The organism is Bradyrhizobium sp. AUGA SZCCT0222 (genome assembly GCF_018130205.1).
GTDB lineage: Bacteria > Pseudomonadota > Alphaproteobacteria > Rhizobiales > Xanthobacteraceae > Bradyrhizobium.
Map to the genome: position 1 here is coordinate 69778 of NZ_JAFCLX010000004.1, position 23294 is coordinate 93071.

At 62.6% G+C, this 23294-nt stretch carries 24 protein-coding genes; 16 read left to right on the forward strand and 8 right to left on the reverse strand.

What is annotated here, in order from left to right:
- Nucleotides 1-107: 107 nt before the first annotated feature.
- Entirely contained in the window at nucleotides 108-1418 is a 1311-nt protein-coding gene (gene ugpB / locus JQ629_RS04580; RefSeq protein ID WP_502752414.1) for a sn-glycerol-3-phosphate ABC transporter substrate-binding protein UgpB, read from the reverse strand.
- A gap of 229 nt (nucleotides 1419-1647) precedes the next feature.
- On the opposite strand from ugpB, the gene JQ629_RS04585 reads away from it, so the two are divergent.
- The 5 genes from JQ629_RS04585 to JQ629_RS04605 all read left to right on the forward strand — a co-directional run bounded on the left by JQ629_RS04585 (nucleotide 1648) and on the right by JQ629_RS04605 (nucleotide 8162).
- Complete coding sequence (locus JQ629_RS04585; RefSeq protein ID WP_212411496.1) at nucleotides 1648-2643, forward strand: TRAP transporter substrate-binding protein; 996 nt, start codon at nucleotides 1648-1650, stop codon at nucleotides 2641-2643.
- A gap of 31 nt (nucleotides 2644-2674) precedes the next feature.
- Nucleotides 2675-4741: a sensor histidine kinase gene (locus JQ629_RS04590; RefSeq protein WP_212390828.1), complete on the forward strand. Its 2067-nt coding sequence runs from the start codon at nucleotides 2675-2677 to the stop codon at nucleotides 4739-4741.
- Nucleotides 4711-6456, forward strand: coding sequence for an ATP-binding response regulator (locus tag JQ629_RS04595; protein WP_212411497.1), 1746 nt, complete (start codon nucleotides 4711-4713; stop codon nucleotides 6454-6456). The genes JQ629_RS04590 and JQ629_RS04595 overlap by 31 nt, the downstream gene beginning before the upstream one ends.
- Nucleotides 6453-7190: a response regulator gene (locus tag JQ629_RS04600; RefSeq protein WP_212001768.1), complete on the forward strand. Its 738-nt coding sequence runs from the start codon at nucleotides 6453-6455 to the stop codon at nucleotides 7188-7190. The genes JQ629_RS04595 and JQ629_RS04600 overlap by 4 nt, the downstream gene beginning before the upstream one ends.
- A gap of 360 nt (nucleotides 7191-7550) precedes the next feature.
- Complete coding sequence (locus JQ629_RS04605) at nucleotides 7551-8162, forward strand: sigma-70 family RNA polymerase sigma factor (RefSeq protein WP_192735524.1); 612 nt, start codon at nucleotides 7551-7553, stop codon at nucleotides 8160-8162.
- Nucleotides 8163-8174: 12 nt separating this feature from the next.
- Here the strand turns inward: JQ629_RS04605 and JQ629_RS04610 are convergent, their stop codons facing one another.
- Nucleotides 8175-8339, reverse strand: a complete 165-nt coding sequence (locus JQ629_RS04610; RefSeq protein WP_212411498.1) for a hypothetical protein — start codon at nucleotides 8337-8339, stop codon at nucleotides 8175-8177.
- Between JQ629_RS04610 and JQ629_RS04615 the strand changes: the two genes are divergently transcribed.
- From JQ629_RS04615 to JQ629_RS04650, 8 genes are all read left to right on the forward strand, one after another.
- Entirely contained in the window at nucleotides 8338-8529 is a 192-nt protein-coding gene (locus tag JQ629_RS04615; protein ID WP_212274167.1) for a hypothetical protein, read from the forward strand. The genes JQ629_RS04610 and JQ629_RS04615 overlap by 2 nt on opposite strands.
- Nucleotides 8530-8855: 326 nt before the next feature.
- Nucleotides 8856-9335 (forward strand): cupredoxin domain-containing protein, encoded by a 480-nt coding sequence (locus JQ629_RS04620; protein WP_212411500.1) that lies wholly within the window; start codon nucleotides 8856-8858, stop codon nucleotides 9333-9335.
- A gap of 54 nt (nucleotides 9336-9389) precedes the next feature.
- A complete protein-coding gene (locus tag JQ629_RS04625) occupies nucleotides 9390-10373 on the forward strand; it encodes a hypothetical protein (RefSeq protein ID WP_212411502.1) in 984 nt (327 codons plus the stop codon).
- 86 nt (nucleotides 10374-10459) lie between these two features.
- Entirely contained in the window at nucleotides 10460-11869 is a 1410-nt protein-coding gene (locus JQ629_RS04630; protein ID WP_212411504.1) for a cytochrome ubiquinol oxidase subunit I, read from the forward strand.
- A complete protein-coding gene (gene cydB / locus JQ629_RS04635) occupies nucleotides 11866-12873 on the forward strand; it encodes a cytochrome d ubiquinol oxidase subunit II (RefSeq protein WP_249134821.1) in 1008 nt (335 codons plus the stop codon). The genes JQ629_RS04630 and cydB overlap by 4 nt, the downstream gene beginning before the upstream one ends.
- 89 nt (nucleotides 12874-12962) lie before the next feature.
- Nucleotides 12963-13064 (forward strand): DUF2474 domain-containing protein, encoded by a 102-nt coding sequence (locus JQ629_RS04640; RefSeq protein ID WP_192735727.1) that lies wholly within the window; start codon nucleotides 12963-12965, stop codon nucleotides 13062-13064.
- A 176-nt stretch (nucleotides 13065-13240) separates the two neighbouring features.
- Complete coding sequence (locus tag JQ629_RS04645; protein ID WP_192735530.1) at nucleotides 13241-13840, forward strand: L,D-transpeptidase; 600 nt, start codon at nucleotides 13241-13243, stop codon at nucleotides 13838-13840.
- A gap of 57 nt (nucleotides 13841-13897) precedes the next feature.
- The gene (locus tag JQ629_RS04650; protein WP_212411506.1) at nucleotides 13898-14938 is read left to right on the forward strand and encodes an amino acid ABC transporter substrate-binding protein; all 1041 of its coding nucleotides are present in this window, start codon (nucleotides 13898-13900) and stop codon (nucleotides 14936-14938) included.
- Nucleotides 14939-15042: 104 nt separating this feature from the next.
- Here the strand turns inward: JQ629_RS04650 and JQ629_RS04655 are convergent, their stop codons facing one another.
- Entirely contained in the window at nucleotides 15043-16182 is a 1140-nt protein-coding gene (locus JQ629_RS04655; protein WP_212411507.1) for an acyl-CoA dehydrogenase family protein, read from the reverse strand.
- 172 nt (nucleotides 16183-16354) lie between these two features.
- Complete coding sequence (locus tag JQ629_RS04660; protein ID WP_212411508.1) at nucleotides 16355-17539, reverse strand: acyl-CoA dehydrogenase family protein; 1185 nt, start codon at nucleotides 17537-17539, stop codon at nucleotides 16355-16357.
- 159 nt (nucleotides 17540-17698) lie between these two features.
- On the opposite strand from JQ629_RS04660, the gene JQ629_RS04665 reads away from it, so the two are divergent.
- Together JQ629_RS04665 and JQ629_RS04670 are read left to right on the forward strand one after the other, a co-directional pair.
- Nucleotides 17699-18244, forward strand: a complete 546-nt coding sequence (locus JQ629_RS04665) for a carboxymuconolactone decarboxylase family protein (RefSeq protein WP_212411509.1) — start codon at nucleotides 17699-17701, stop codon at nucleotides 18242-18244.
- A gap of 92 nt (nucleotides 18245-18336) precedes the next feature.
- Nucleotides 18337-18831, forward strand: a complete 495-nt coding sequence (locus JQ629_RS04670; RefSeq protein WP_212390822.1) for a VOC family protein — start codon at nucleotides 18337-18339, stop codon at nucleotides 18829-18831.
- 73 nt (nucleotides 18832-18904) lie between these two features.
- Here JQ629_RS04670 and JQ629_RS04675 read toward each other — a convergent pair whose 3' ends face one another.
- From JQ629_RS04675 to JQ629_RS04690, 4 genes are all read right to left on the reverse strand, one after another.
- Complete coding sequence (locus tag JQ629_RS04675; RefSeq protein ID WP_212411510.1) at nucleotides 18905-20149, reverse strand: MFS transporter; 1245 nt, start codon at nucleotides 20147-20149, stop codon at nucleotides 18905-18907.
- A 172-nt stretch (nucleotides 20150-20321) separates the two neighbouring features.
- On the reverse strand, nucleotides 20322-20681 hold the full coding sequence (locus tag JQ629_RS04680; protein ID WP_212411511.1) for a nuclear transport factor 2 family protein: 360 nt from the start codon (nucleotides 20679-20681) through the stop codon (nucleotides 20322-20324).
- A gap of 76 nt (nucleotides 20682-20757) precedes the next feature.
- The gene (locus JQ629_RS04685) at nucleotides 20758-21435 is read right to left on the reverse strand and encodes a DUF938 domain-containing protein (RefSeq protein ID WP_212411512.1); all 678 of its coding nucleotides are present in this window, start codon (nucleotides 21433-21435) and stop codon (nucleotides 20758-20760) included.
- 9 nt (nucleotides 21436-21444) lie between these two features.
- The gene (locus tag JQ629_RS04690) at nucleotides 21445-21780 is read right to left on the reverse strand and encodes an ArsR/SmtB family transcription factor (protein ID WP_212411675.1); all 336 of its coding nucleotides are present in this window, start codon (nucleotides 21778-21780) and stop codon (nucleotides 21445-21447) included.
- Nucleotides 21781-21988: 208 nt separating this feature from the next.
- Between JQ629_RS04690 and soxC the strand changes: the two genes are divergently transcribed.
- Nucleotides 21989-23269: a sulfite dehydrogenase gene (gene soxC, locus JQ629_RS04695; protein WP_502752415.1), complete on the forward strand. Its 1281-nt coding sequence runs from the start codon at nucleotides 21989-21991 to the stop codon at nucleotides 23267-23269.
- The last annotated feature ends 25 nt before the right edge of the window (nucleotides 23270-23294 follow it).

Genomic DNA, 23294 nt, shown 5'->3' on the forward strand with positions numbered 1-23294 from the left:
GTCATTGCGAGGAGCGATAGCGACGAAGCAATCCATCCTTCCGTTATGCCGAGCGATGGATTGCTTCGCTTCGCTCGCAATGACGGAAAGTCGAGATCGTGCGCGCCCTATCGGTCCGGATTCGCCCGCTCGAACTGGCGCAGCAGGCGGTTGCCGCGCTCGGCTGCGAGGTCGAGGGCGGCTTGCGCGGTTCGCTTGCCGCTGAAGACCTGCTCCAGTTCCTCGTCGATCGCGTCGCGGATCAGCACGAACGAGCCAAGCCGGATTCCCTTGGAGTGCTCGGTCGGCGGCTTCAAGGTCATCTGCTCGATCGAGATCGCCGCTCCGGGATTGCGATCATAGAACCCCTGCGCACGCGAGAGATCGAAGGCGGCACGGGTGATCGGCAGATAGCCGGTGTTCTGGTGCCAGGCTGCCTGGACTTCAGGCTTCGAGAGAAACGCGAAAAACTTCGCAACCCCGGTATATTCGGCGCGTGGCCGGGACCGCAGCACCCACAAGGTCGCGCCGCCGATGATGGTGTTCTGCGGCGCGCCGTTGACGTCGGGATAATACGGCATCAGGCCGTAGCCGACCTCGAATTTCGAATTCGCCTTGATGTCGGCGCGGGTCGCCGATGAGCCGATGAAGATTCCGCACTCGCCCTTCTGGAAGCGCGGCTCGGCCGACTGGCCGCGGCCGCTATAGTCGTACACTTTCGTGGCCTGCCATTCCGCAAGCTGCGTGATGTGGCGCACCACGGTCGGGTTGTTGAAGGTCAGTTCGGCATCGAGACCGCCAAACCCGTTGCCCTTGGTCGCCAGCGGCAGGTTATGGAAGGCCGAAAAATTCTCGACATTGATCCAGGAAGGCCAGGAGGTGGTCAGGCCGCAGACCGCGCCTGCCGCACGCAGCTTCTTCGCCGCGGCCCCAATTTCGGGCCAGGTTTTCGGCGCCGCTTCCGGATCGAGACCGGCAGCGCGGAAGAGGTCCTTGTTGTAGTAGAGGATCGGTGTCGAGGCGTTGAACGGGAACGACAGCATGTTGCCGGCGACGTCGGAATAATAGCCGGCGACGGCCGGCAGATAGGCAGCCGGCGAGAACGGCTCCGACTGGTCGCGCATCAACTCGAACACCGGATAGATCGCGCCCTTTGCCGCCATCATGGTCGCGGTCGCGATCTCGTTGACCTGAACGATGGCGGGCTGGCTGCGCGAACGAAAGGCGAAGATCGCCGCCGTCACCGTTTCGGTGTAATTGCCCTTGTAGGTCGGAACGATCCGGTAGTCGGATTGCGAGGCGTTGAAATCGGTCGCGAGCTTCTCCAGCTGCTTGCCGAGTTCACCCGACATCGCGTGCCACCACATGATCTCGGTGGTCGCCTGCGCCGGAGTTACCAGCACGGTGAGTGCGAGCGCGACGAACTGAAACAACCTCAAGACCGACTTCACTGATGAATCACTTTGCCAAAACCGCTTGTCAGGACCGCGACCAAATCTGCGCGCTGCGCCCTCATAGATGCCCGCGCCCGCCGTTTCAATCCACCACCGCCGTCGCACCGCACAATTAACGATTGCAGCGGCTCCGGATAGCCAAGTGTGGGCGCCTTCTGCTAAAAAAACATTGAACCTTTTCTTCCCGCCGCAGACTTCTTCACAAGGGGATTTGTTGCCTGTGTATCGCCGCGCCGACCTTTCGCGGATCATAATGCTTGTTCTGGCGTTGTTCCTGACAGCGGCCGCAACGAGCGTTTTTGCGCGCGAATTTCGCGCCGCCGATACCCAGAACGAGAGTTATCCGACCGTGCAGGCGCTGCACCACATGGGCAGCCTGGTTGCGGAACGCACCGGCGGCCGCCACGAGATCAAGGTGTTCCATTCGCGCCAGCTCGGCGAGGAAAAGGAAACCCTGGAGCAGACCCGCGCAGGCGCCATCGATATCAATCGTACCAACGTCGCATTGATCGGGACCATGGTGCCGGCGATGAATGTGCTGGCGATGCCGTTTCTGTTCCGCTCCATCGAGCATCTGCAGAAGGTGCTGGATGGTCCGATCGGCAACGAGATCCTGGACAGCTTCGAACCTTACGGCTTCGTCGGCCTCGCGTTCTACGATTCCGGCGCCCGTTCGATCTACAACCACCTCCGTCCGGTCACCTCGATGGCCGACCTCAAGGGCTTGCGGATTCGAGTGCAGCAATCCGAGCAGATGGTCGAGATGATCCGCTCGCTCGGCGCCGATCCGGTCGCACTGCCCTACGGTCAGGTGCTGACCGGACTCTCGACCAAATTGATCGACGGCGCCGAGAATAACTGGCCGTCCTTTGTCACCACCGATCACTACAAATTCGCCGGCTTCTACACCCTCACCGAACATACGATGAGCCCGGAAGTGCTGGTGATGTCGAAAAAGGCGTGGTCTAGCCTGTCGCCCGAAGACCAGAAGGCCTTTCGCGAAGCCGCACAGCGCTCGAGCCGCTTCATGCGCGAAAAATGGCGCGATCTCGAAGAGCGCTCGCGCAAGCAGGCGGAAGACGCCGGCGTCAAGATCGTCACCGATTTCGACCGCAAGCCGCTCGAGGCGGCGATGGCGGGAATTTACGCCAAGGCGCAGCAAGACCCCGCTATTGCGCAGCTCATTGAACGAATTCGCAAGGTGCAGTGAGTTGGCCGCAACCTCGCAACAGGACGGATCAGTGGAACGGCCGGCGAGCCTCGCCGCACGCGGCCGTATTCGCATCGTCCAGGTGCTGCGCGCGGTCCCGATCCGCTGGCGCATCCTGTCGATCGCGGCCTTGAACTCCGCCGTGGTCGTGGTGCTGGCCGCGCTGATATGGAACGGCGCCAAGGTGCTCGGTTCGGCCTGGGAAGATGTTCGCCACGTCAGGGAATCCGACAAGATCCTGGCGCTGCTCGAAAGCGAGACCAGCCGGCTGCAGAACCTGATCCATCGCTACATCAACCAGCCGAGCCCGGAACTGTTCGCGGAGATCCTGCTGCTGCGCGAAGCCGTGCTCGGCACACTGACCAACCGCGCCTCGAACGACCCGATGCTTTCGGGCTCGGTCGAGCAGCTCGAGCAGGTCACCGACCGCTTCCTCAACGGTTTCGGCGAACTGCGCGCGGTGCAGGCGACGATCTCTAAAACCTACGAGCAACAGGTGCTGGGCCCGGCCAGGGACATGGCCGGGCTCTATTCCATCATCGAGGGCGCCACCGGGCACCGCGATGCGCTGATCTGGCCGTCGCTCGGAAAATCCCGCGAGGCGTTTACCGGGATGCTGGTCGCCGCCAACGCCTATTACCTTTCGCTGGCGTCGGCTTCAGCCGAGGACGCCCGCCGCAATACCGAGACGATCGAAAAAACCATCCCTGTCATGTCCGACCTTGCCGACAATGATTTGCAGCGCATGGCGCTGACGCGGCTGCATGCGAAAACCCTGGCGTTGCGCGAGGGACTGGCGAAGCTGACCGAGCAGCTTGCGATCCGGACCGAATTGTTGCGCAACACCATCGACGCCAGCCAGGCCGACGCGATCGGCGTGATCGACAGCCTGTCGGTGAAGATGCGCCAGCGCGAGCAAAAGGCGCAGGAAACCTTCGACCGCACGCTGGCGGGCATTTCGCGCCGGGTGCTGTCGATCGCCGTGATCTTCCTCGGCATCATCCTGTCCGCGGGTGTCCTGATCGCGCTCTCGATCCGGCTGCCGCTGCAGCAGATCATGGCGTCGATGCACGCGATCACCTCGGGCAATTACGATCGCGCCGTGCAGGGCACGTCAGCCAAGGACGAGGTCGGCGCGATGGCGCGCGCGGTGGAGGTGTTCCGCGAAAACGCCATCGCCAAACGCAAGACCGAGGACGAGCTGCGCGCGTCGAAGGAAAAGGCCGAGGGCGCGCTGCTCGAACTCAACGCCGCCCAGCAGAACCTGATCGACGCCGAACGGCTGGCGGCGCTGGGCGGCTTGGTTGCCGGCGTCGCCCACGAAGTCAACAACCCTATCGGCATCAGCCTGACGGTGGCGTCGAGCTTCGCGCGCCGCGCGGAAATCTTCGAGACCGAGCTGCGCACCGAGCCGCTGCGCCGCTCCAAGCTCGACGAGTTCGTCAAGAGCTCGCGCGACGCCGCCGGGCAACTGGTGGCCAATCTGCACCGTGCCGGCGAACTGATCCAGTCGTTCAAGCAGGTGGCGGTGGACCGCTCCCATGCCGAGCGCCGGCAATTCAGCCTCAGCGAGGCCACCGACCAGATCGTCGCGAGCCTGCGCCCGGTGTTGAAGAAGGCGACGATTACGCTGTCGGTCGACGTGCCGGAGGGTCTGTTGATCGACGGCTATCCCGGCTCCTACGGCCAGATTTTAACCAATCTTTTCCTCAACGCAGCCAATCATGCCTTCGCCGACGGCCGTTCCGGGGCGATCTCGCTTTCGGCACGGGCCCGCGGCAGTGACGATGTCGAAATCATTTTTGCCGATAATGGGGCCGGAATGACGCCGGACGTCCAGCGGCAGGCGTTCGATCCGTTCTTTACCACACGCCGCAACGAGGGCGGTACCGGACTGGGCTTGCATATCGTCTATAATCTTGTCACTCAACAGCTCGGCGGCCGGATGATGCTGGAGTCAAGGCTAGGACAAGGCACCACTTTCCGCATTATCATGCCCAAGGTCGCCAAGGGAATCGTAACCAGCGGACCCACGATCACAGACGCAGCAGCCGACGGAACCCCTCAATGGCCGAACAGGACGATGTCCTCCACCTGATCGACGATTCCGAAACCGCCCCGGATGATTCGTCTGTACGCAAATGGAAGATCGCCGTCATCGACGACGATCAGGCGGTGCATGAAGGCACCCGGTTTGCGCTGAGCGACTACAACCTCCACGGCGCCACGCTGGAAATCCTCTCCGCCTATTCCGCGGCTGAAGGCCGCGTCCTGATGCGCGAGAATCCCGATATCGCCGCCGTGCTGCTCGACGTCATCATGGAAACCGACGTCGCCGGCCTCGACCTCGTCGAGTACATCCGCAACGACATCAAGAACGAGACCGTCCGCATCATCCTGCGCACCGGCCAGCCCGGCCAGGCGCCGGAGCGCCGCGTCATCGTCCAGTACGACATCAACGACTACAAGGCCAAGACCGAGCTCACCGCCGACAAGCTGTTCACCTCGCTGACCGCCGCCTTGCGCAGCTATCAGCAGCTCGAGCGCATGGTGCAGACAAGGCGCGGGCTCGAAATCATCATCGACGCCGCCTCCACCCTGTATGATTTCAAATCGATGCAGCGCCTCGCCGAAGGGGTGTTGACGCAACTGGCTTCGCTGCTCAATGTCGATTGCGCCGGTATACTGGTGCTGCGCGACGACGGCGCCCCCGGCAGCGAATTCTCCGTGCTCGCGGGCTCGGGTTGCTACAGCCGCTTCATCGGCTCGACCAGTTCAAAATCACTCGATCCGGATTTGCGGCAGATGGTGGAAGACGCCTTCACGCGCCGCAAGAACGAGTTCGCCGACCACCGCAGCGTGCTTTACCTGCGCACCGGCTCTGGCCGTGAGGTCGTGGTGCTGCTGCAGGCCGAGCGCCAGCTTTCCGACACCGATCGCGCGCTGGTCGAGATTTTCTCCAGCCGGCTGTCGATCGCGTTCGACAATGTGATCCTCTACCAGCAGCTGCATGCGGCCAATACCCAGCTCGAAGACCGCGTCGCCCAGCGCACCCGCGCGCTGATGCAGGCCAACCGCCGGCTTTCGGCGCAGTGGCTGCGGCTGCAGCGCGCCAACGGCTTCAAGAACGAAATCCTCGGCACCGTCGCCCACGACCTGAAAAACCCGCTCGGCGTCATTCTCGGCCGCACCGAAATGCTGAACGAACTGATCAGCGCCGGCTCGCCGAAGGAAAACGTCACTGCGCAGGTCGACCACATCCGCGACGCCACCAAGCGCCTGACCTCGATGGTCGATCATCTGATTTCGGATGCGATGGCGGACGCCTTCGACATCACCATCCGCCGCGAGCCGGTCGACGTCGGCGCCCTGGTGGCCGAAGTCACCGACGCCAATCTGCCCTCGGCCGTGAACAAGCAGCAGACCATCAACGTCTCCGCGCCGCCGAATTTCGTCACCATGTGTGACGTCGACCGGATCCGCGAGGCGATCGACAATCTGGTCAGCAATGCCATCAAATATTCACCTATCGGCGGCAAGATCACGGTGGGCGTCACCCATGAGGGTGACAACACCGTCGTGCGGATCACGGACGAGGGCGCGGGCCTGTCGCCCGAGGATCTCGGCCGGCTGTTCGGCCGCTTCCAGCGGCTGTCGGCCAAGCCGACCGCGGGCGAAAGCTCGACCGGCCTCGGTCTATCGATCGTCAAACGCATTATCGACATGCATGGCGGCCATGTGACCGCGGATAGTCCCGGCCCCGGACAGGGGTCGACGTTTACGGTTACACTGCCTGCAGCAGAGACATCATGAGCCAGAGCCAGCACATCATCATCGTCGACGACGAGGCGCCGGCCCGCGAAATGGTCGGCGATTACCTCAAGATGCACGGTTTCGCCGTGACGCTATGCGACGGCGGCAAGAGCCTGCGCGGGGTCATCGAAACCAATGTGCCCGACCTCGTCGTGCTCGACCTCAACATGCCCGAGGAAGACGGGCTCTCGATCATCCGCGACCTGAAAAGCCGCATCAACGTCCCCGTCATCATGCTGACGGCGACCGCAAGCCCGATCGACCGCGTCGTCGGCCTCGAGCTCGGGGCTGACGATTACATCGCAAAGCCCTGCGAGCTGCGCGAATTGATGGCGCGCATCCGCTCGGTGCTGCGCCGCAGTGCGCCGGTCAAGGCGGCGACGCCCGAGGCCGCCGGCGCCAAGGCGGAAAAGGAGCAATTGGTGCGGTTCGGCACCAAATGGCTCGATCTCGAAGCCCAGGCGCTGCGCGACGACGAAGGCAACGAGCATCCGCTGACCGCGTCCGAATTCGGCCTGTTGAAAGTGTTCGCCGCCAATCCGAAGCGGGTGCTGTCGCGCGAGCGGCTGCTGGAGCTGGCGAATGCGCGCGACGCCGAAGCCTTCGACCGTGCGGTCGACCTCCGCATCATGCGGATCCGGCGCAAGATCGAGATCGACCCGACCAAGCCCGCCGTGATCCGCACCATCCGCGGCGGCGGCTACCTGTTCTCGCCGACCGGCGAGAAGGGTTAGCTGCTAGCGCCGATGTCGTCCCTGCGAACGCAGGGACCCATACGCCGCAGCAGTCATTTTGCGCGCAATAGTAGCTACCTTTCCAAACAACAACGCCCTGTGGTTATGGGTCCCTGCGTTCGCAGGGACGACGATCGATTTGTGGGTCCTGCGGAACGATTTTCGATCTGAAATCCTCCAATTTTCCGCACATTGAAATCATTATCATTTTCGCCCGAAATGTTTCGTCGCAGCCGCTGTGACGAAACAATTCTCCCCGGCACGAAACCATTTTCCCCCTTCCGTGCAGACATCCCGAAACGTTCATTAACTAGAAATCTCCCAACGACACGCCGCCAAGCGGCGAACTGGGAGTTTGTCATGCCGAACGTGATTGCCATCAACGCTGCAGCCCGCAAGCACATTGCCGATGCCCGCGCGACATCGGACGAATCGCTGCTGGAGAGCATTGCCAAAGGCGACCGCACGGCGATGCACGTGCTTTATTCCCGGCATCACGTACGGGTTTACCGCTTCATCCTGCGCATGGTGCGCGATACCACGATGGCGGAAGATCTCGTCAGCCAGGTGTTTCTGGACGTGTGGCGCACCGCCAGCCAGTTCGAAGGCCGCTCCCAGGTTTCGACCTGGCTGCTGTCGATCGCCCGCTTCAAGGCGCTGACCGCGCTGCGCCAGCGCAAGCATGAGGATATCGATCAGGACGACGTGCTGGAGATCGCCGACGAGGCCGACACCCCGGAAGCCTCGCTCGACCGCAGCAACACCAGCGCCATCCTGCGCGCCTGTGTGGCCAAGCTGTCGCCGGCGCATCGCGAGATCATCAATCTGGTCTACTACCACGAGAAGTCGGTGGAAGAGGCCGGCGCGATCATCGGTATTCCCCAGAGCACGGTGAAGACCCGGATGTTCTATGCCCGCAAACAATTGGCCGACTTGCTTAAGGTCGCCGGCGTGGACAGCATCGCCGCATAAAACTTAGATATTTCAATCAGTTAGATTGGCGTAGGGAGCAGAAACCGGGTCGATTTCGAAGCCAAAGATTAAAGGCGACGAAACAAATGAAACAATCCACGACATCACCCGGAAAAACTCTGCCCCTATACCCATCATCAACAACGCACCACCAACGCCGAACAGGAGAGCGAACATGCTGAAGCCGTCCTTCCGCCTCTTCATTGTCCCGCTCGGCGCGGTCGCTACCCTCGCTTCACTGTCCGCCCAGAACGTCTCGCCTCGCGCCCAGCGCGATACCGGTTCGATGTTCGTGCGCGAACAAGTGGTCGATTGCAGCACCAAGAGCGCCGCTGAGGTCTGTGTGATCCCGGACGTCGTTCGCTAAACAAGTTTCTTACGAGCCGACCAAGCTTTAACCGACCAAGGCTTAACCTCCCAAGAACCTCCAACGACCCGGCCGGGATGCCCCCCGCCCGGGTCGCTCTGTATTTGGGGCGGGGCCAATGCGCCGCGCCTGGAACCAAGTTGGCGGGGCTCCAACGTCCGGGACCGGGCCTGGACAAAAATCTCGAAAGCAACCCCATGCAAAGTTAAAGCGGGCCCCCTCTTGTCCGGACCTGGGTACCGCTACCGATTTATTTGCAACTAATTCGCACTTGCATTAGCATCAACATCGTTTCCGGCAATGCTCGGACCACAGGGGAGGCCACCATGTTCGTCTCGTATCGCGCAGCCATTGGCGCGTCTGTTTTGCTCGGCCTCGTCTCGGGCGGGGCGATCGCGGCCGGCGATTTGTCGCGGCAGACGCCGATCGAGGTCACCGTCACATTGGGCTCGCCGGGCAAGCATGAATTCACGCCGAAGCAACTGAAGCTCGAGACCGGCAAGCTCTACAAACTGATCCTGCGCAACGACAGCAACGATCCGCACTACTTCACCTCACACGCCTTCTCGCAGATGGTGTGGACGCGCAAGGCGCAGGTCACGCAACAGCGCGACGGCAAGACCGTGACGCTCGCCGAGTTCAAGGGCGCGATGCGCGAGATCGAAGTTTATCCGGGACAATCCGCCGAATGGTGGCTGGTGCCGGTCGCCGCCGGCCGCGCCACCGATCTGCGCTGCGACATCAAGGGCGCCGACGGCAAGACCCACGCCGATCTCGGCATGACCGGCGAGATCGTGATCGAGTAATGTTGCACTTCTTGCTTGACGCGATCGAGCCGCTCGTGATGTTTGCCGCTGACAATGGATGCTGCGGCAAACCCGGATGAAGTTCGGCTGCGCAAGGGATCCTCGCTCAGGGAAAGGTTTGTCCAGGCGGGCTCCGGCGCTGTAATTTTGCTGATTATTGTCCCAGGCCTGCTTACCTGGGCCTCGGGCGGCCGACCATTCATTCCTGCACTCTGGGTCGTGCCGCTCGGCTTGTTCCTGATCGGCGTTGCCGCCCTTGAACGCAATGTAGCCTGGATCATCACGCAAGACGGCATCCTGATCGGCGAGCAGCGCCCGCTTGGCCAGGTGCACAAGCGAATGATCAGCAATCACGACATCGCAGAGGTTCACGTCCGCAAGAACAAGTTCAGCTATCCCGCGAGTTTCAGCCTCGTGTGCAGGCTGGCCTCAGGGCATGTCTTGATCTCGCCGCCGCTGCCGGACATCACGCGCGTCAACGAAACCGCCGCAATTGTTACGGGATTGCTCGGTTGTGCCGATGCCGCGCCCATCGACAACCCGCTTGAGGCCGGCAACGCCGAAATCACCCTTGGCTCGCCGGTCAACCCCGATCTCGGCCGCGTGATTCGAATGGCCGTACCGGTTGTGGCCGGCCTCTGCGCTCTGCCATTCCTCATCGCATTCTGGATCGGCGAGTGGGAGATGGCGCTCGGATTGCTCTTGCCGCTCGGCTTTCTTGCTGCCTTTGCACTCTACCGCTACGCGCACCGATTAGCTGGCGCGTGCTGGATCATTCGGCAGGGCGAGATCCGTGTCGAGCGGATTGCGTTAAGCGGTAAGCCATCCGCCGAGACGATCCGAGCAGGTGACGTCGCAGCGATCGAGGTTGACGAGCCCGATTCCAAGGACCGGACCAGCACCATCAGCATTCGGTTGCACACGGGCCAGACCTTCTGCAGCCCGACAAAGCACGACGAAAATGCGGCACGTGCCGTGCGCGCAGAAATCATTCGGCGCCTCAATGCTCCTCCGGATGCCGGAACACTGACCGGATAGCGGGCCTCTGCTGCAAAAGGGGCGGTACTGTTATCGTATTCGGCATGATAGGATTCACGCCTGGTTAGGTGCGATAGGTGGTGCCGATGTTCGAAGGCTGGGATGCCGTTGTATTGGCCCGGGCGCAGTTTGCCTTCACGATGTCGTTCCACATCGTATTCCCGGCCTTCTCGATCGGGCTCGCCAGTTATCTCGCGGTGCTTGAAGCGCTGTGGCTGTGGACCCGGCGCGAGGTCTATATCAACCTGTTCAATTACTGGCTGAAGATTTTCGCCGTCGCTTTCGGCATGGGCGTGGTGTCGGGCATCGTGATGTCCTACCAGTTCGGCACCAATTGGTCGGCCTTCTCGGACAAAACTGGCCCCGTGATCGGCCCGCTGATGGCCTATGAGGTGCTGACGGCGTTCTTCCTCGAGGCGGGCTTCCTCGGCGTGATGCTGTTCGGGCTCGATCGCGTCGGCCCCAGACTGCATTTTTTCGCGACGCTGATGGTCGCGGTCGGCACGCTGATTTCAGCGTTCTGGATTCTGTCGGCCAATTCCTGGATGCAGACGCCCACAGGTCACGCCCTCAATGCCGAAGGCCAGTTCATCGCCGTCGACTGGTTCAAGGTGATCTTCAATCCATCATTCCCTTACCGGCTCGTGCACATGGTGCTGGCGGCGTACCTGACCACCGCGTTGGTGGTCGGCGCAGTGGGCGCCTGGCATCTGCTGCGCGACCCGCATCTGGCCGGCCCGCGTGTGATGTTTTCGATGGCGATGTGGATGGCGACGATCGTCGCCCCGCTCCAGATCCTCGCCGGCGACCAGCACGGGCTCAATACGCTGGAGCATCAGCCGGTGAAAATCATGGCGATGGAAGGCCATTTCCAGAGCCACCAACACGGCGCGCCGCTGATTCTGTTCGGCTGGCCCAATCAGGCCGCAGGCAGGATGGATTACGCGATCGAAGTCCCCAAACTCGGCTCGCTGATCCTCAAACATTCGCTCGACGCGCCGATGGCCGGCCTCGACACCGTGCCGCGTGAAAACTGGCCGCCGGTGCCGATCACCTTCTGGTCGTTCCGGATCATGGTCGGCATGGGGTTGCTGATGGTGGGGCTCGGCCTGCTCAGCCTGCTGATGCGCTTCCGCGGTACGCTGTACAACTCACGCCTGCTGCACATCTTTGCGGTCGCGATGGCTCCGTCGGGGTTCATCGCGGTGCTGGCGGGCTGGATCACCACCGAGACCGGGCGTCAGCCGTTCACGGTGTATGGATTGCTGCGAACCGTTGATTCAGCGTCGCCGCTGGCAGCGCCCGCGGTCGCCTCGTCGCTGATCGCCTTCATCATCGTCTATTTCGTGGTGTTCACCGCCGGCGTGATCTACCTGCTGCGCCTGATGGCGCAGCCGCCGCACCACGGCGAGGAAGGTCCGCGCAGCGACGTCCCAGCACGTGCCGCCGGCATCACGCCGGCCGCCGGTACTGTCGCCGAGGGAGCCGCGCGATGATCCCCGTCGACCTTCCGACCATCTGGGCCTTCATCATCGCCTTTGCGGTGTTCGTCTATGTCGTGATGGACGGCTTCGATCTGGGGCTCGGCATCCTGTTTCCGCTGTTTCCGAAGAAGGAAGACCGCGACGTCATCATGAACAGCGTCGCCCCGGTCTGGGACGGCAACGAGACCTGGCTGGTGCTCGGCGGCGGCGGCCTGATGGCGGCGTTCCCGCTGGCCTATGCCGTGCTGATGCCGGCGCTCTACACGCCGATGATCGTGATGCTGCTCGGCCTGGTGTTCCGCGGCGTCGCCTTTGAATTCCGCTGGCGCACCACGCGCGAACGCAACCGCTGGGACATTGCGTTTGCCGGCGGCTCGCTGCTGGCGACGCTGGCGCAGGGCATCGCGCTCGGCGCCATCCTGCAGGGCATTCATGTCTCGGGGCGACATTATGCCGGCGGCTGGTGGGATTGGCTGACACCGTTCAGCATCCTCACCGGCGTCGCGCTCGTGATCGGCTATGCCCTGCTCGGCGCGACCTGGCTTGTCATGAAGACCGAAGGCGAATTGCGCGACCGCGCCTATCAACTGAGCTGGCTGCTGCTGGTCGCGATGCTGTGCGCCATCGGCATCGTCAGCATTGCAACGCCGTTCCTGCATGTGCAGTACACCCATCGCTGGTTTGCCTGGCCCAACATCATCCTGACCGCGCCGGTGCCGGTCGCGGTAGCCGTCGTCACCGTGTTGTTGCTGCGCAGCCTCGCCAACAAATATGACTACCAGCCGTTCTTCCTGACGCTGGCGCTGTTCGCGCTGTCCTATGCCGGGCTCGGCATCAGCATGTATCCCTATATCGTGCCGCAGAGCATCACGATCTGGCAGGCGGCCTCGCCCGCAAACAGCCAACTCTTCATGCTGGTCGGCGTCGCGATTCTCATACCGCTGATCCTCGGCTATACCGCGTGGGCCTATTGGGTGTTCCGCGGCAAGGTCAAAGCCGGAAGCGGTTATCACTGATGACCAAAGCGTTTTCCAGCGAAGTGGACCCCGGTTCGCGTCAAGAAAACGCGTCCAATCAAGAATCCAGCGAGCCGACACCGCGGCCGCTGACGCAGCGCCTGCTGTGGTTTGCCGCGCTGTGGCTCGGCGGCGTCGGCACGGTGACGCTGATCTCCTACGGCCTGCGGCTCTGGATCGCGCCGAAATGAGGCCTTTGTCACAATCACCGGCGATTGTGATGTCAGAAAATAGAAGCCATTCCAGCAAGATACCGGCCCTGCTGCCCTAAACTTGCCATCAAGCTGGCCCTGAGATTTGATGGTTCCGCTGATTTGGCTAAAAGCGCCAACCAATTGGCCAACGCGCCAACAAGGAGAGCTCCGCAATGACGAAGTTTCGGCACCTGATCTGGATGATGATCGCAACGAGCGGTCTGGTCCTCTCAGCCTCGCAGAGCAACGCGCAGCTGCGGCAGCCCGATGTGGGCGACCAGCCGGGGCTGGTCGCCGACGAATCCGTCCAGCTCGATCCGCAATTCAGGAAGACGGCGGTGCTCTACCGCACCAACGAAGCGCCGGGCACCATCATCGTGGTCACGGCCGAGCGTCATCTCTATCTGATCCAGGGCGGCGGCCGCGCGCTGCGCTACGGCATCGGCGTCGGCCGCGAGGGTTTCACGTGGCAGGGACTCGTCAACATCACGCAAAAGAAGGAATGGCCGGATTGGACGCCGCCGCCGGAAATGATTCAACGCCAGCCCTATCTGCCGCGCTTCATGGCCGGCGGCCCGGGTAACCCGCTCGGTGCGCGGGCGATGTATCTCGGCACCACCGTCTACCGCATTCACGGCACCAACCGCCCCGACACGATCGGCACCGCCGTCTCCTCCGGCTGCTTCCGGCTCGTCAACGCCGACGTCGCCGATCTCTATGAGCGCGTCCCGGTCGGCACCAAGGTGATCATCCGGCAGAAGCCCGAACTGTAATTGCGACAGCACCGTCTCTTCCGCAGATCCATTTCCCTGAAATTGGTGAGTTAAAAAATGCTACGTACATTTCGAGGCGGCCTCCTCATTGGGCTGGCGGTCGCAATCGCGGTCGCGGCTGGCGCAATCACATATGAACGCTATGACACCAAGACCCTGAAGCGGACGCTCAAGCGCGGCGAACTGCTGTGCGGCGTCAACAAGGGCCTCCCCGGCTTCTCGATCCCCGACGACAAGGGCGACTGGACCGGCTTCGACGTCGATTTCTGCCGCGCGGTGGCGGCGGCTATCTTCGACGATCCCAAGAAGGCGAAGTTCATTCCGCTCGACGCCAGCGAGCGGTTCAAGGAGCTGTCGAGCCGCAAGGTCGACATTCTCTCGCGCAACTCCACCTGGAGCATGTCGCGTGAGGTCAACAACGCGCTCTATTTCCCGGCCGTCGCCTACTACGACGGTGAAGGCTTCATGCTGCCGGCCTCGCGCAAGATCGATTCCGGGCTGGATCTGAACAACAGCAAGATCTGCGTGCAGGACGGCACCACCACGGTGCTCAACGTCGCGGATTATTTCCGTGCCAACAACATGAAATACACGGAGATGAAATTCGCCAAGCTGGAGGATGTCGTCAAAGCCTATAATGAGGGCAAGTGCGACACCCTGACCGCGGACGTCTCCCAGCTCTACGCGCTGCGCCTCAACCTCTCCAAGCCGGACGATCACACCATCCTGCCCGACGTCATCTCGAAGGAGCCGCTGGCACCCGTGGTGCGGCAGCGCGACGACGACTGGATGATGATCGTGAAGTGGACGCTGTACGCGATGATCAACGCCGAGGAGCTCGGCATCACCTCGAAAAACATCGACGACGCGCTGAAGTCGAAGAAGCCGGACGTGATGCGGTTGGTCGGCACCGAAGGCGCCTATGGCGAGGACCTCGGCCTCACCAAGGATTGGGCCGCCCGCATCATCCGCCACGTCGGCAATTACGGCGAGATCTACGACCGCAATGTCGGCGCCGAATCCAAGCTGAAGATCCCGCGCGGACTGAACTCGCTCTGGAGCAACGGCGGCATCCAGTACGCCCCGCCGATCCGGTGACGGCCGATAAGGCCGTCATCGCGGGATGGTGCGTTAGCACCAGACCCGGAATCTCGAGATTCCGGGTTCGCGCTACGCGCGCCCCGGAATGACTGCCTAGATTCTCAATAACTCTTCATCCGCGCCAGCTGATCGGCGTGATAATTGCTGTCGCCAAACAATTCCTGGCAGACCCGGGCGCGTTTCATGAAGAAGCCGATGTCGAACTGGTCGGTCATGCCCATGCCGCCATGCATCTGCACGCCTTCCTGCACCGCCCGCGTCGCGGTGGTCCCGGCGCGCGCCTTTGCAACCGCAACCGCGGCACTGGCGTTGGCGAAATCGCCATCCAGCGTCTGCAGCGCCTTCAGCACGGCGGCGCGCGTGATCTCGATGTCGATATAGAGCTCGGCGGCGCGATGCTGCAGCGCCTGGAATTCGCCGATCAGTTTTCCAAATTGCTTGCGCTCTTTCAGATAGGTCACGGTGCGACCGAACACTTCCTCGCTGAGGCCCACCATTTCGGAAGCCACCGCGCCGCGGCCGATATTGAGCACGCCTTCGAGCAATGCTGCGCCCTGATCGACCTCGCCGAGCACGCTGTCGGCGTTGACCTCGACATTGTCGAACTCGATGCGCGCCGCATTGTGCGAATCCACCATCGCGGTGCGCTCGACCGCGAGGCCCTTGGACTTGGGATCGACCAGGAACAGCGTCAGCCCGTTGCGCTCGCCGGCAGAGCCAGCGGTGCGCGCCGCGACGATCAGGAGATCGGCGGTGTGGCCGTCGACCACAAAAGCTTTTGCGCCGCTCAGCTTGAAGCCGTTGCCGGAGCGCACGGCCTGCAATTTGGTCTGCAGCGGGCGATGCTTGGCGCCTTCGTCGACCGCGAGCGCCGCGAGCAGCGAGCCGTCCGAAATTCTGGGCAGATGCGCGGCCTTTTGCGCGTCGCTGCCGCCACGCGTCAGTGCGGAGGCCGCCAGCACCGCGGTCGAGAGAAACGGCGACGGCATCAAGGTGCGGCCGATTTCCTCCATCACCACGCCTGCCTCGACGGCGCCTAACCCGCTGCCGCCAAAGTTTTCCGGCACCAGCAGGCCCGAAAAGCCCATCTCGGCAAACGCCTTCCAGAGCTCGCGGGAAAATCCCGTGGCGTCCTTCGCATCGCGCAAGGCTCGCAGATGCGACACCGGCGCCTTGTCGCTGATAAGGCCGCGCGCGCTGTCGCGCAGCATGGATTGTTCTTCGGTGAGGACGAGTGCCATTGGAGAGGATTCCGGTTTCGAGATGAACTAAGTTGCTTCGTCGTCCCTGCGAAAGCAGGGACCCATACGCCGCGGCCTATCGAGTAGGAAAGGAGCTTGCGTCACAACCAAATACTCAACAGCGGTGGTTATGGGTCCCTGCGTTCGCAGGGACGACGAGAGAGGTTGGGCACTACGCCCCCGGCAGATCGAGGATCCGCTTGGCGACGATGCCGAGCATCACCTCCGAGGTGCCGCCTTCGATCGAATTGGCCTTGGTGCGCAGCCAGGCGCGCGGGCGGGCGCCGCCTTTGGAGCGCTCACTCTCCCATTCCAGCGCGTCGACGCCGCCGGCCGACATCAGGATTTCATGGCGGCGCTTGTTGAGCTCGGTGCCGTAATATTTCATCGCCGAGGAAAACGCCGGATGCGACTGGCCGGCTTTGGCCAGATCGACCGCGCTCTCCGCCGCCGCCGACAGCGCCGCCTCGTCGATCTCAAAGGTCGAGATCTGGCCGCGCAGCATCGGATCCTCCAGCCGGCCCTGCTCGTCGCTGCCGACCGAATCGGCCGCGACCTGGCCGAGCGGCCGGCCGACGCCGCGCTCGCCCATGCCCGAGATCATCGCGCGTTCGTGCTGCAGCAGATATTTCGCCACATCCCAGCCGCGGTTGACGGTGCCGACCACATGCGATTTCGGCACCCGCACACCATCGAAGAAGGTTTCGCAGAACGGCGAATAGCCCGAGATCAATAGGATCGGCTTTGTCGTGACGCCCTCCGACGTCATGTCGAACAGAATGAAACTGATGCCGTCATGCTTCTTGGCTGACGCATCCGTACGCACCAGGCAGAAAATCCAATCGGCGTAGTTGGCGTACGACGTCCAGATCTTCTGGCCGGTGATGACGAAATCATCGCCATCGCTCTCGGCACGGGTCTGCAGCGAGGCAAGGTCCGAGCCGGCATTCGGTTCGGAGTAACCCTGACACCAGCGGATCAGACCCGCGGCAATCTTCGGCAGGTGCTCCTTCTTCTGCGCCTCGTTGCCGTACTTCAGCAGCGCCGGCCCGAGCATCCAGATACCAAAACTCGACAGCGGCGAACGCGCGCCCATCGCGGCCATTTCCTCGCGCAGCACCTTGTGCTCGGCGCGATCGAGCCCTCCGCCGCCATATTCCTTTGGCCAGTCGGGCACGGTCCAGCCCTTGTCGCGCATCCGTTCGAACCAGACACGCTGCGGTTCGGAAGAGAATTTGGCGTTGCGGCCGCCCCAGTACGTGTCGCCCTCCGAGGTCATGGGCTTGCGCATCTCCGGCGGGCAATTGGCCTCGAGCCAGGCGCGGGTTTCACGGCGGAATTGATCAGGATCGGACATGGTGCGTTTCCATATGGGGCGAGTTGAAACGACCTTAGTCGCCGCATCGCGGAATTCAACATCTCTCTGCGCCGCGCCATGCTCGTATCGCCGTAGTCACGCGCCGGGATCGGGTGTATCGCAGAGGCGGCAACGATTGAAAAACAAGAGGAAACCGACATGCGGCTGAAGTTGCTTTCGCCTGGCGAAATGAACCCCGAGCAAAAAGAAACCTACGACGAGTCGATTGCCGGCAAGCGCGGCGCCGCGCCGGCGCCGATGATGGCCTGGCTCAACAGCCCCCAGATGGCCAAGCATGCCACGCGGCTCGGCGAGCAACTTCGTTTCAACACGATCTTTCCCGCAAAGCTTTCCGAGATCGCGATCCTCGTCACCGCACGGCACTGGACCTCGCATTACGAATGGTTCGCGCACAAGCGCCTGGCGCTGAAGGGCGGCATGGACCCGAAAATCATCGACGACATCCGCGACCGCCGCACGCCCACCTTCGACGACCCCAAGGGCCAGATGATCTACGACGTCGCGAAATCGCTGCACGAGGGGCACGGCGTCTCCAAGCCGTTGTACGACGCGGCGGTGGAATTGCTTACGGTGCGCGGCGTGACAGAGGTCATCGGGCTGTGCGGATACTACACGATGGTTTCGATGACGCTGAACACGTTCGAGTTCGGGCTGCCGGATGGGGAAGTTTCGGACTTGGCATAAGATTTGGAAACGCATGGTTTCTGAATTGCCGGTATCCGTCTCCCGGATTCTCCCTACTTTAAGATCTCGGCAAGGCAAATGGAGACATCGACATGCCCGACAACACTCCCATCATCGCCGGCACACGGATCGGGCATGTCCATCTCAAGGTCGCCGACCTCGAACGCGCGCTCGGGTTCTACTGCGGTGTGCTCGGCTTTGAGATCATGCAGCGGATGGGCTCGGCCGCGGCGTTCATTTCGGCCGGCGGCTATCATCATCACATCGGCCTCAACACCTGGGAAAGCAAAGGCGGCCATCCGCCGCCGCCGGGCACCACCGGGCTGTTCCACACCGCGATCCTCTACCCCACCCGCCCGGCGCTGGCGGACGCACTGCATCGGGTGATGCAGGCCGGCATTGCGCTCGACGGCGCCAGCGACCACGGTGTCAGCGAGGCGCTGTATCTGCGCGACCCCGACGAGAACGGCGTCGAACTTTACCGGGACCGGCCCAAGGAGGAATGGCCGCGCGCGGCTGATGGTTCGCTGTCGATGTTCACGAAGCGGCTGGACCTCGAAGATTTGCTGCGGCAACGGGAAGCGTAGTCGTTTCTCACCGTCATTGCGAGCCAAGCGAAGCAATCCATCTCTCCGCCCGCGGCGCTATGGATCTTCGTCGCTACGCTCCTCGCAATGACGCCGTCTTCCCGCGAATCATGATCAGCACGGCGGCAATCAACTCAAGACCAATGCAGCCGTAGAACGGCAGCGAATAGCTTCCCGACATGTCGCGCAGCAGTCCGACCACGCCGGGACCAAATGCATAGGTGATCTGGTTGATCGCGGTGATCAGGCTCACCAGCACGCCGAACGAGCGCGGATCGAATTCGCGCTGCACGATCAGCGCCGGCAGCGTGATCAGATTGCCGACCGAAAAGCCAAACAGCGCGCAGGCCGCCATCAGCGCGTAATCATTGTGCACGTTGATGACGACCACCAGCGCCACCGCCTGGCTGACGAACGAGAGCGCGGATGCCAGCCGCTGGTTCATCTGGTCGATCACGAACGAAAACAGCACGCGGCCGACCACCGCCATGGCGGTCAATAGCGCGACCGCGATCGCCGCGCGCTCGCGCCCGATCACCGAATCCAGAAACGAGATCAGATGCACGATGAAGCCGACCTGCGCGAACAGCACCAGCGCGAAGGCTAACGATACCGACAGGAAGCCGATATCGCGAAATGCCCGCGCGCGAATCTGGGTCGGCGACGGCGCGTCCGCGGCGCTCACCGCGCCCCCGTTTACGCTCGCATGGCCCGGCGGCCGTCCGACGTAGATCAGGATGACCGGTACCATCAGCGCGACCATCACCACCGCCGCGGCAATCATCGCGCCCGGGAAACCGAAATAGCCGATCGCCAGTACCAGCAGCGGCACGCCGGCGATACCGCCAAAGCTGGCGCCGTTCAGCGCCAGGCTGATCGCCATGCCGCGCTTCCTGTCGAACCAGAGGCCCAGCGTGTTGGTGATCATGCCGAGGCTGGTCCCGGCCCAGCCGAAGGCGAGAAAAGCGTTGGCGAGATAGAGCTGCCAGGGTTCGCGCACCTGGCCGATCGCAACAGCGGCGATCGCCATCGTGCCTATGCCGGCGATCATGCAGTTCCGGGGACCGAACGCCCTAATCGCCTCGCTGACGAAGGCAACCAGCGCCGCGCCGGACAGATAGAAGAACGTCGTGCCGAGCGAAATCAGCGACGCCGGCCAGCCGTGCAGCCGCTGCAGCTCGGCGACATAGACGCTCTGGCCGTAAAAGCCGAGCCCCCAGCCGAAGGTCGCGAGCAGGAAACAGACGAGCACAATCCGCCAGCCGTCGTAGCGGAGCGAGGTTTCGTCGGGTGTGGTGTGAATGGGGCCTTTTAACATTCTTGTTCTTTGTTCTTGCACCGTCATGCCCGGGCTTGTCCCGGCCATCCACGTCTTTTGCCTCTGCGGCAATAGCAAGACGTGGATGCCCGGCACGAGGCCGGCCATGACGACGGTTAGCAGATAGCAAAGCAAAAAGCTTCGACCGCCGCCGAAATGTCAGCAGCTGTCATCAGGCCTTCTTCGGCGGCTCATAGAAGAACCGCTCGCGAAAGATCCGGTCGCCGCGCCATTCCTGCATCGCAACTTCATCGATCCGCATCGTCTTGCCGGATGGATAGGTGAAATCGAAGATCCAGTGGATCGCGACACGATCGCCTTCGAGGACCGAGGACAAGCAGGTGGTGACGACATCAGACACCCGCTCCAGCGTCGCGCGCTCCTGCCCCACCAGCACGTCGCGGCCGACGCGCGGCGGCGCGCTGTTCTCCTGCATGGTGGCGTCTTCGGTGTAATAGCGCTCGATGGCGCCGGCATGGTCGCCGGAAACGACGACGGCGATGAATTCGTCAAGACGCGCGCGTGAGGGCATGAAGATCTCCGGCTGAATGCTGCGATAGAGCATCAGATGGTGGGTCCGGAAATTTCGTCAACCTGATGCACGCGCGTTACGCGCGGCGTTCGAAGACCAGGATCATGTTGTTGGCGGGCATCGGCACCGCCTCGATCAATGCAAGCCCAACGCCTTCAGCCAACCGGCTGACATCGGCAATATCGCGCACGCCCCATTCGGGGTCGCGGTCGCGAAGGCTGGTGTCGAAGACGGCGTTGCTGAGCGCGGTGTGCTTGCCGTCGCGCTTGAAGGGGCCATAGAGAAACAGCCGACCGTCGCTGCGTAAGTAGCGCGCCGCGCCGGCGAACAATCCTTCCGCGACGCGCCAGGGCGCGATGTGAATCACATTGGCGCAGAACACCGCCAGCAAGTCGGAAGGCCCGCCGCCGTCCTGCATCTGAGAGCACCATGCGGGATCGCTGAGATCGATCCGCATTTCGGGACGGATGTTCGGCAGACCCGCATGCGCGCGCCACGCCGCAATGCTGTTCAGATGCGCGTCGTTGAAATCGCTCGGCCACCAGATGACGTCGGGCGCATGGCGGGCGAAATGCACCACATGCTGGCCGGTGCCGCTGCCGGCCTCCAGCACGTCGCCGGATTTGCCGGCGAGGAATTTCTGCAGCACCGCCCAGATCGGCGCATGGTTGCGATGGAATGCGGCCGCATCCAGCCGGCCGTCGGCCTCAATCGGCCGGCCATCCTTGCCAAACTCCACCACAAACTCAGCCACCGCAAAATCTCACTTCAAGTCTTCGCAATAGATTTCCTTCAAGAGCTGCAAGACGCGCAGGGCGCGCTGATCGACCACGCGATAATGCAGCGTCTGCGAGGCGCGCCGGAATTCGACCAGGCCGTCGGCACGCAATTTTGCCAGATGCTGCGACAACGCCGACTGACTGAGCTTGGCGACGTCGACGAGTTCACCGACAGTCATCTCGCCGCGCACCGCGAGAAAGCAGAGAACCAGCAGCCGCTTCTCGTGACCGAGCAATTTGAGCAGTCGCGCGGCCTCACCGGCCTGTTTCGCCAGCTTCTTCAGGGACGCCTCGTCCTCTGCGGCGTTGCCGATGGGCATCTTGTTGGTTGTTGCCGCTTCTGCTCTCATCGCCTGTATCCGGATCGAAATCAGCGCCGACTGGGCGCGGTGTATCAGTTTATCGCGCCCATTGTTATTTAGCATTGACTAAATTAGTGAATGCCGATAAACCCGCGAAAAAGCAACAAATGATGCGGCCATGTGGCGTCAAGGGGAATGAAACGTGCGGCCTGATCTCTGGCGCAGCATATCTCTACTGTCGAGCACGGGCGCGCACACGCGGCTCGGCCGGCGTTCCCTGCTCGGCCTTGGCGCGGCGCTGACCGGCGGCCTGACGCTCGGTCCAGAACAGGGGAATGCAGAGCCCTCGCCGGCTTCCCCGCCCGCGGACGCGCCATGGTCGCAATCGATCGGGCCCGGCGTGGTGGACCGGCCCTATGGCCGGCCCGCCGATACCGAGGCCGGCGTCATCAGGCGCAACGTGCCGTGGCTCACCGCCGGCACCGAATCCTCGATCAGCTTTTCGCCGCTGCAGGATCTGCACGGCATCATCACGCCCAACGGGCTGTTTTTCGAGCGCTATCACGCCGGCCGGCCCGACGTAGATCCGGACCAGCACAAGCTCATGATCCATGGCCTGGTCGAGCGCCCGCTGTTGCTCTCGATGAAGGACATCGTCCGTTTCCCGTCCGTGACGCGCATCCATTTCATCGAATGCCCGGCCAATGGCGGCATGGAGTGGCGCGCCGCGCAGTTGAACTCGCTGCAGTTCAATCACGGCATGATCTCCTGCGCGGAATGGACCGGGGTGCGGCTGTCGACCCTGCTGGAAGAGGTCGGCATCAAGAAGGAGGCCAAGTGGGTCATGGTCGAGGGCGCCGACGGCGCGCACATGAACCGCAGCCTGCCGCTCGACAAATGCCTCGACGATTGCCTCGTGGTCTACGCGCAAAACGGCGAGGCGCTGCGGCCCGAACAAGGTTATCCGCTGCGGCTGGTGGTGCCGGGCTGGGAAGGCAATGTCAGCATCAAATGGCTGCGCCGGATCAAGCTCGGCGACAAACCCTGGCATTCGCGCGAAGAGACCTCGAAATATACCGACCTGATGCCGGACGGCACCTCGCGCGGCTTCACCTGGCTGATCGACGCCAAATCCGTCATTACCTTCCCCTGCCCCGAAAAGCCGCTCTCGGGTCCCGGCCTCTATGAAATCAGGGGATTGGCATGGACCGGCAACGGCAAGGTCAAGCGCGTCGACGTCTCGACCGACGGCGGCGTCAACTGGCAGAGCGCGCGGCTGCATGAGCCGGTGCTTTCGAAAGCGCTGACGAAATTCACGATACCCTGGCGCTGGGACGGCGCGCCGGCGCTGCTGGAATCCCGCGTGATCGACGAGACCGGCTATGTGCAGCCGACCATCGCGCAGCTGCGCAAGCAGCGCGGAACCAATTCGGTCTACCACAACAATTCGATCCAGACGTGGCAGGTTAAGGGCGACGGAAGCGTGTTCGATGTCCAGCTCGGTTAAGCACCTCGCGCTGCTTTGCGCCGGC

Coding starts and splice junctions, on each gene's coding strand:
- JQ629_RS04595 (WP_212411497.1), top strand. CDS start 4,711: ATGGCCGAACAGGACGATGTCCTCCACCTGATCGACGATTCCGAAACC.
- JQ629_RS04600 (WP_212001768.1), top strand. CDS start 6,453: ATGAGCCAGAGCCAGCACATCATCATCGTCGACGACGAGGCGCCGGCC.
- JQ629_RS04605 (WP_192735524.1), top strand. CDS start 7,551: ATGCCGAACGTGATTGCCATCAACGCTGCAGCCCGCAAGCACATTGCC.
- JQ629_RS04615 (WP_212274167.1), top strand. CDS start 8,338: ATGCTGAAGCCGTCCTTCCGCCTCTTCATTGTCCCGCTCGGCGCGGTC.
- JQ629_RS04610 (WP_212411498.1), bottom strand. CDS start 8,339: ATGTTCGCTCTCCTGTTCGGCGTTGGTGGTGCGTTGTTGATGATGGGT.
- JQ629_RS04620 (WP_212411500.1), top strand. CDS start 8,856: ATGTTCGTCTCGTATCGCGCAGCCATTGGCGCGTCTGTTTTGCTCGGC.
- JQ629_RS04625 (WP_212411502.1), top strand. CDS start 9,390: ATGGATGCTGCGGCAAACCCGGATGAAGTTCGGCTGCGCAAGGGATCC.
- JQ629_RS04630 (WP_212411504.1), top strand. CDS start 10,460: ATGTTCGAAGGCTGGGATGCCGTTGTATTGGCCCGGGCGCAGTTTGCC.
- cydB (WP_249134821.1), top strand. CDS start 11,866: ATGATCCCCGTCGACCTTCCGACCATCTGGGCCTTCATCATCGCCTTT.
- JQ629_RS04645 (WP_192735530.1), top strand. CDS start 13,241: ATGACGAAGTTTCGGCACCTGATCTGGATGATGATCGCAACGAGCGGT.
- JQ629_RS04650 (WP_212411506.1), top strand. CDS start 13,898: ATGCTACGTACATTTCGAGGCGGCCTCCTCATTGGGCTGGCGGTCGCA.
- JQ629_RS04655 (WP_212411507.1), bottom strand. CDS start 16,182: ATGGCACTCGTCCTCACCGAAGAACAATCCATGCTGCGCGACAGCGCG.
- JQ629_RS04660 (WP_212411508.1), bottom strand. CDS start 17,539: ATGTCCGATCCTGATCAATTCCGCCGTGAAACCCGCGCCTGGCTCGAG.
- JQ629_RS04665 (WP_212411509.1), top strand. CDS start 17,699: ATGCGGCTGAAGTTGCTTTCGCCTGGCGAAATGAACCCCGAGCAAAAA.
- JQ629_RS04670 (WP_212390822.1), top strand. CDS start 18,337: ATGCCCGACAACACTCCCATCATCGCCGGCACACGGATCGGGCATGTC.
- JQ629_RS04675 (WP_212411510.1), bottom strand. CDS start 20,149: ATGTTAAAAGGCCCCATTCACACCACACCCGACGAAACCTCGCTCCGC.
- JQ629_RS04680 (WP_212411511.1), bottom strand. CDS start 20,681: ATGCCCTCACGCGCGCGTCTTGACGAATTCATCGCCGTCGTCGTTTCC.
- JQ629_RS04690 (WP_212411675.1), bottom strand. CDS start 21,780: ATGCCCATCGGCAACGCCGCAGAGGACGAGGCGTCCCTGAAGAAGCTG.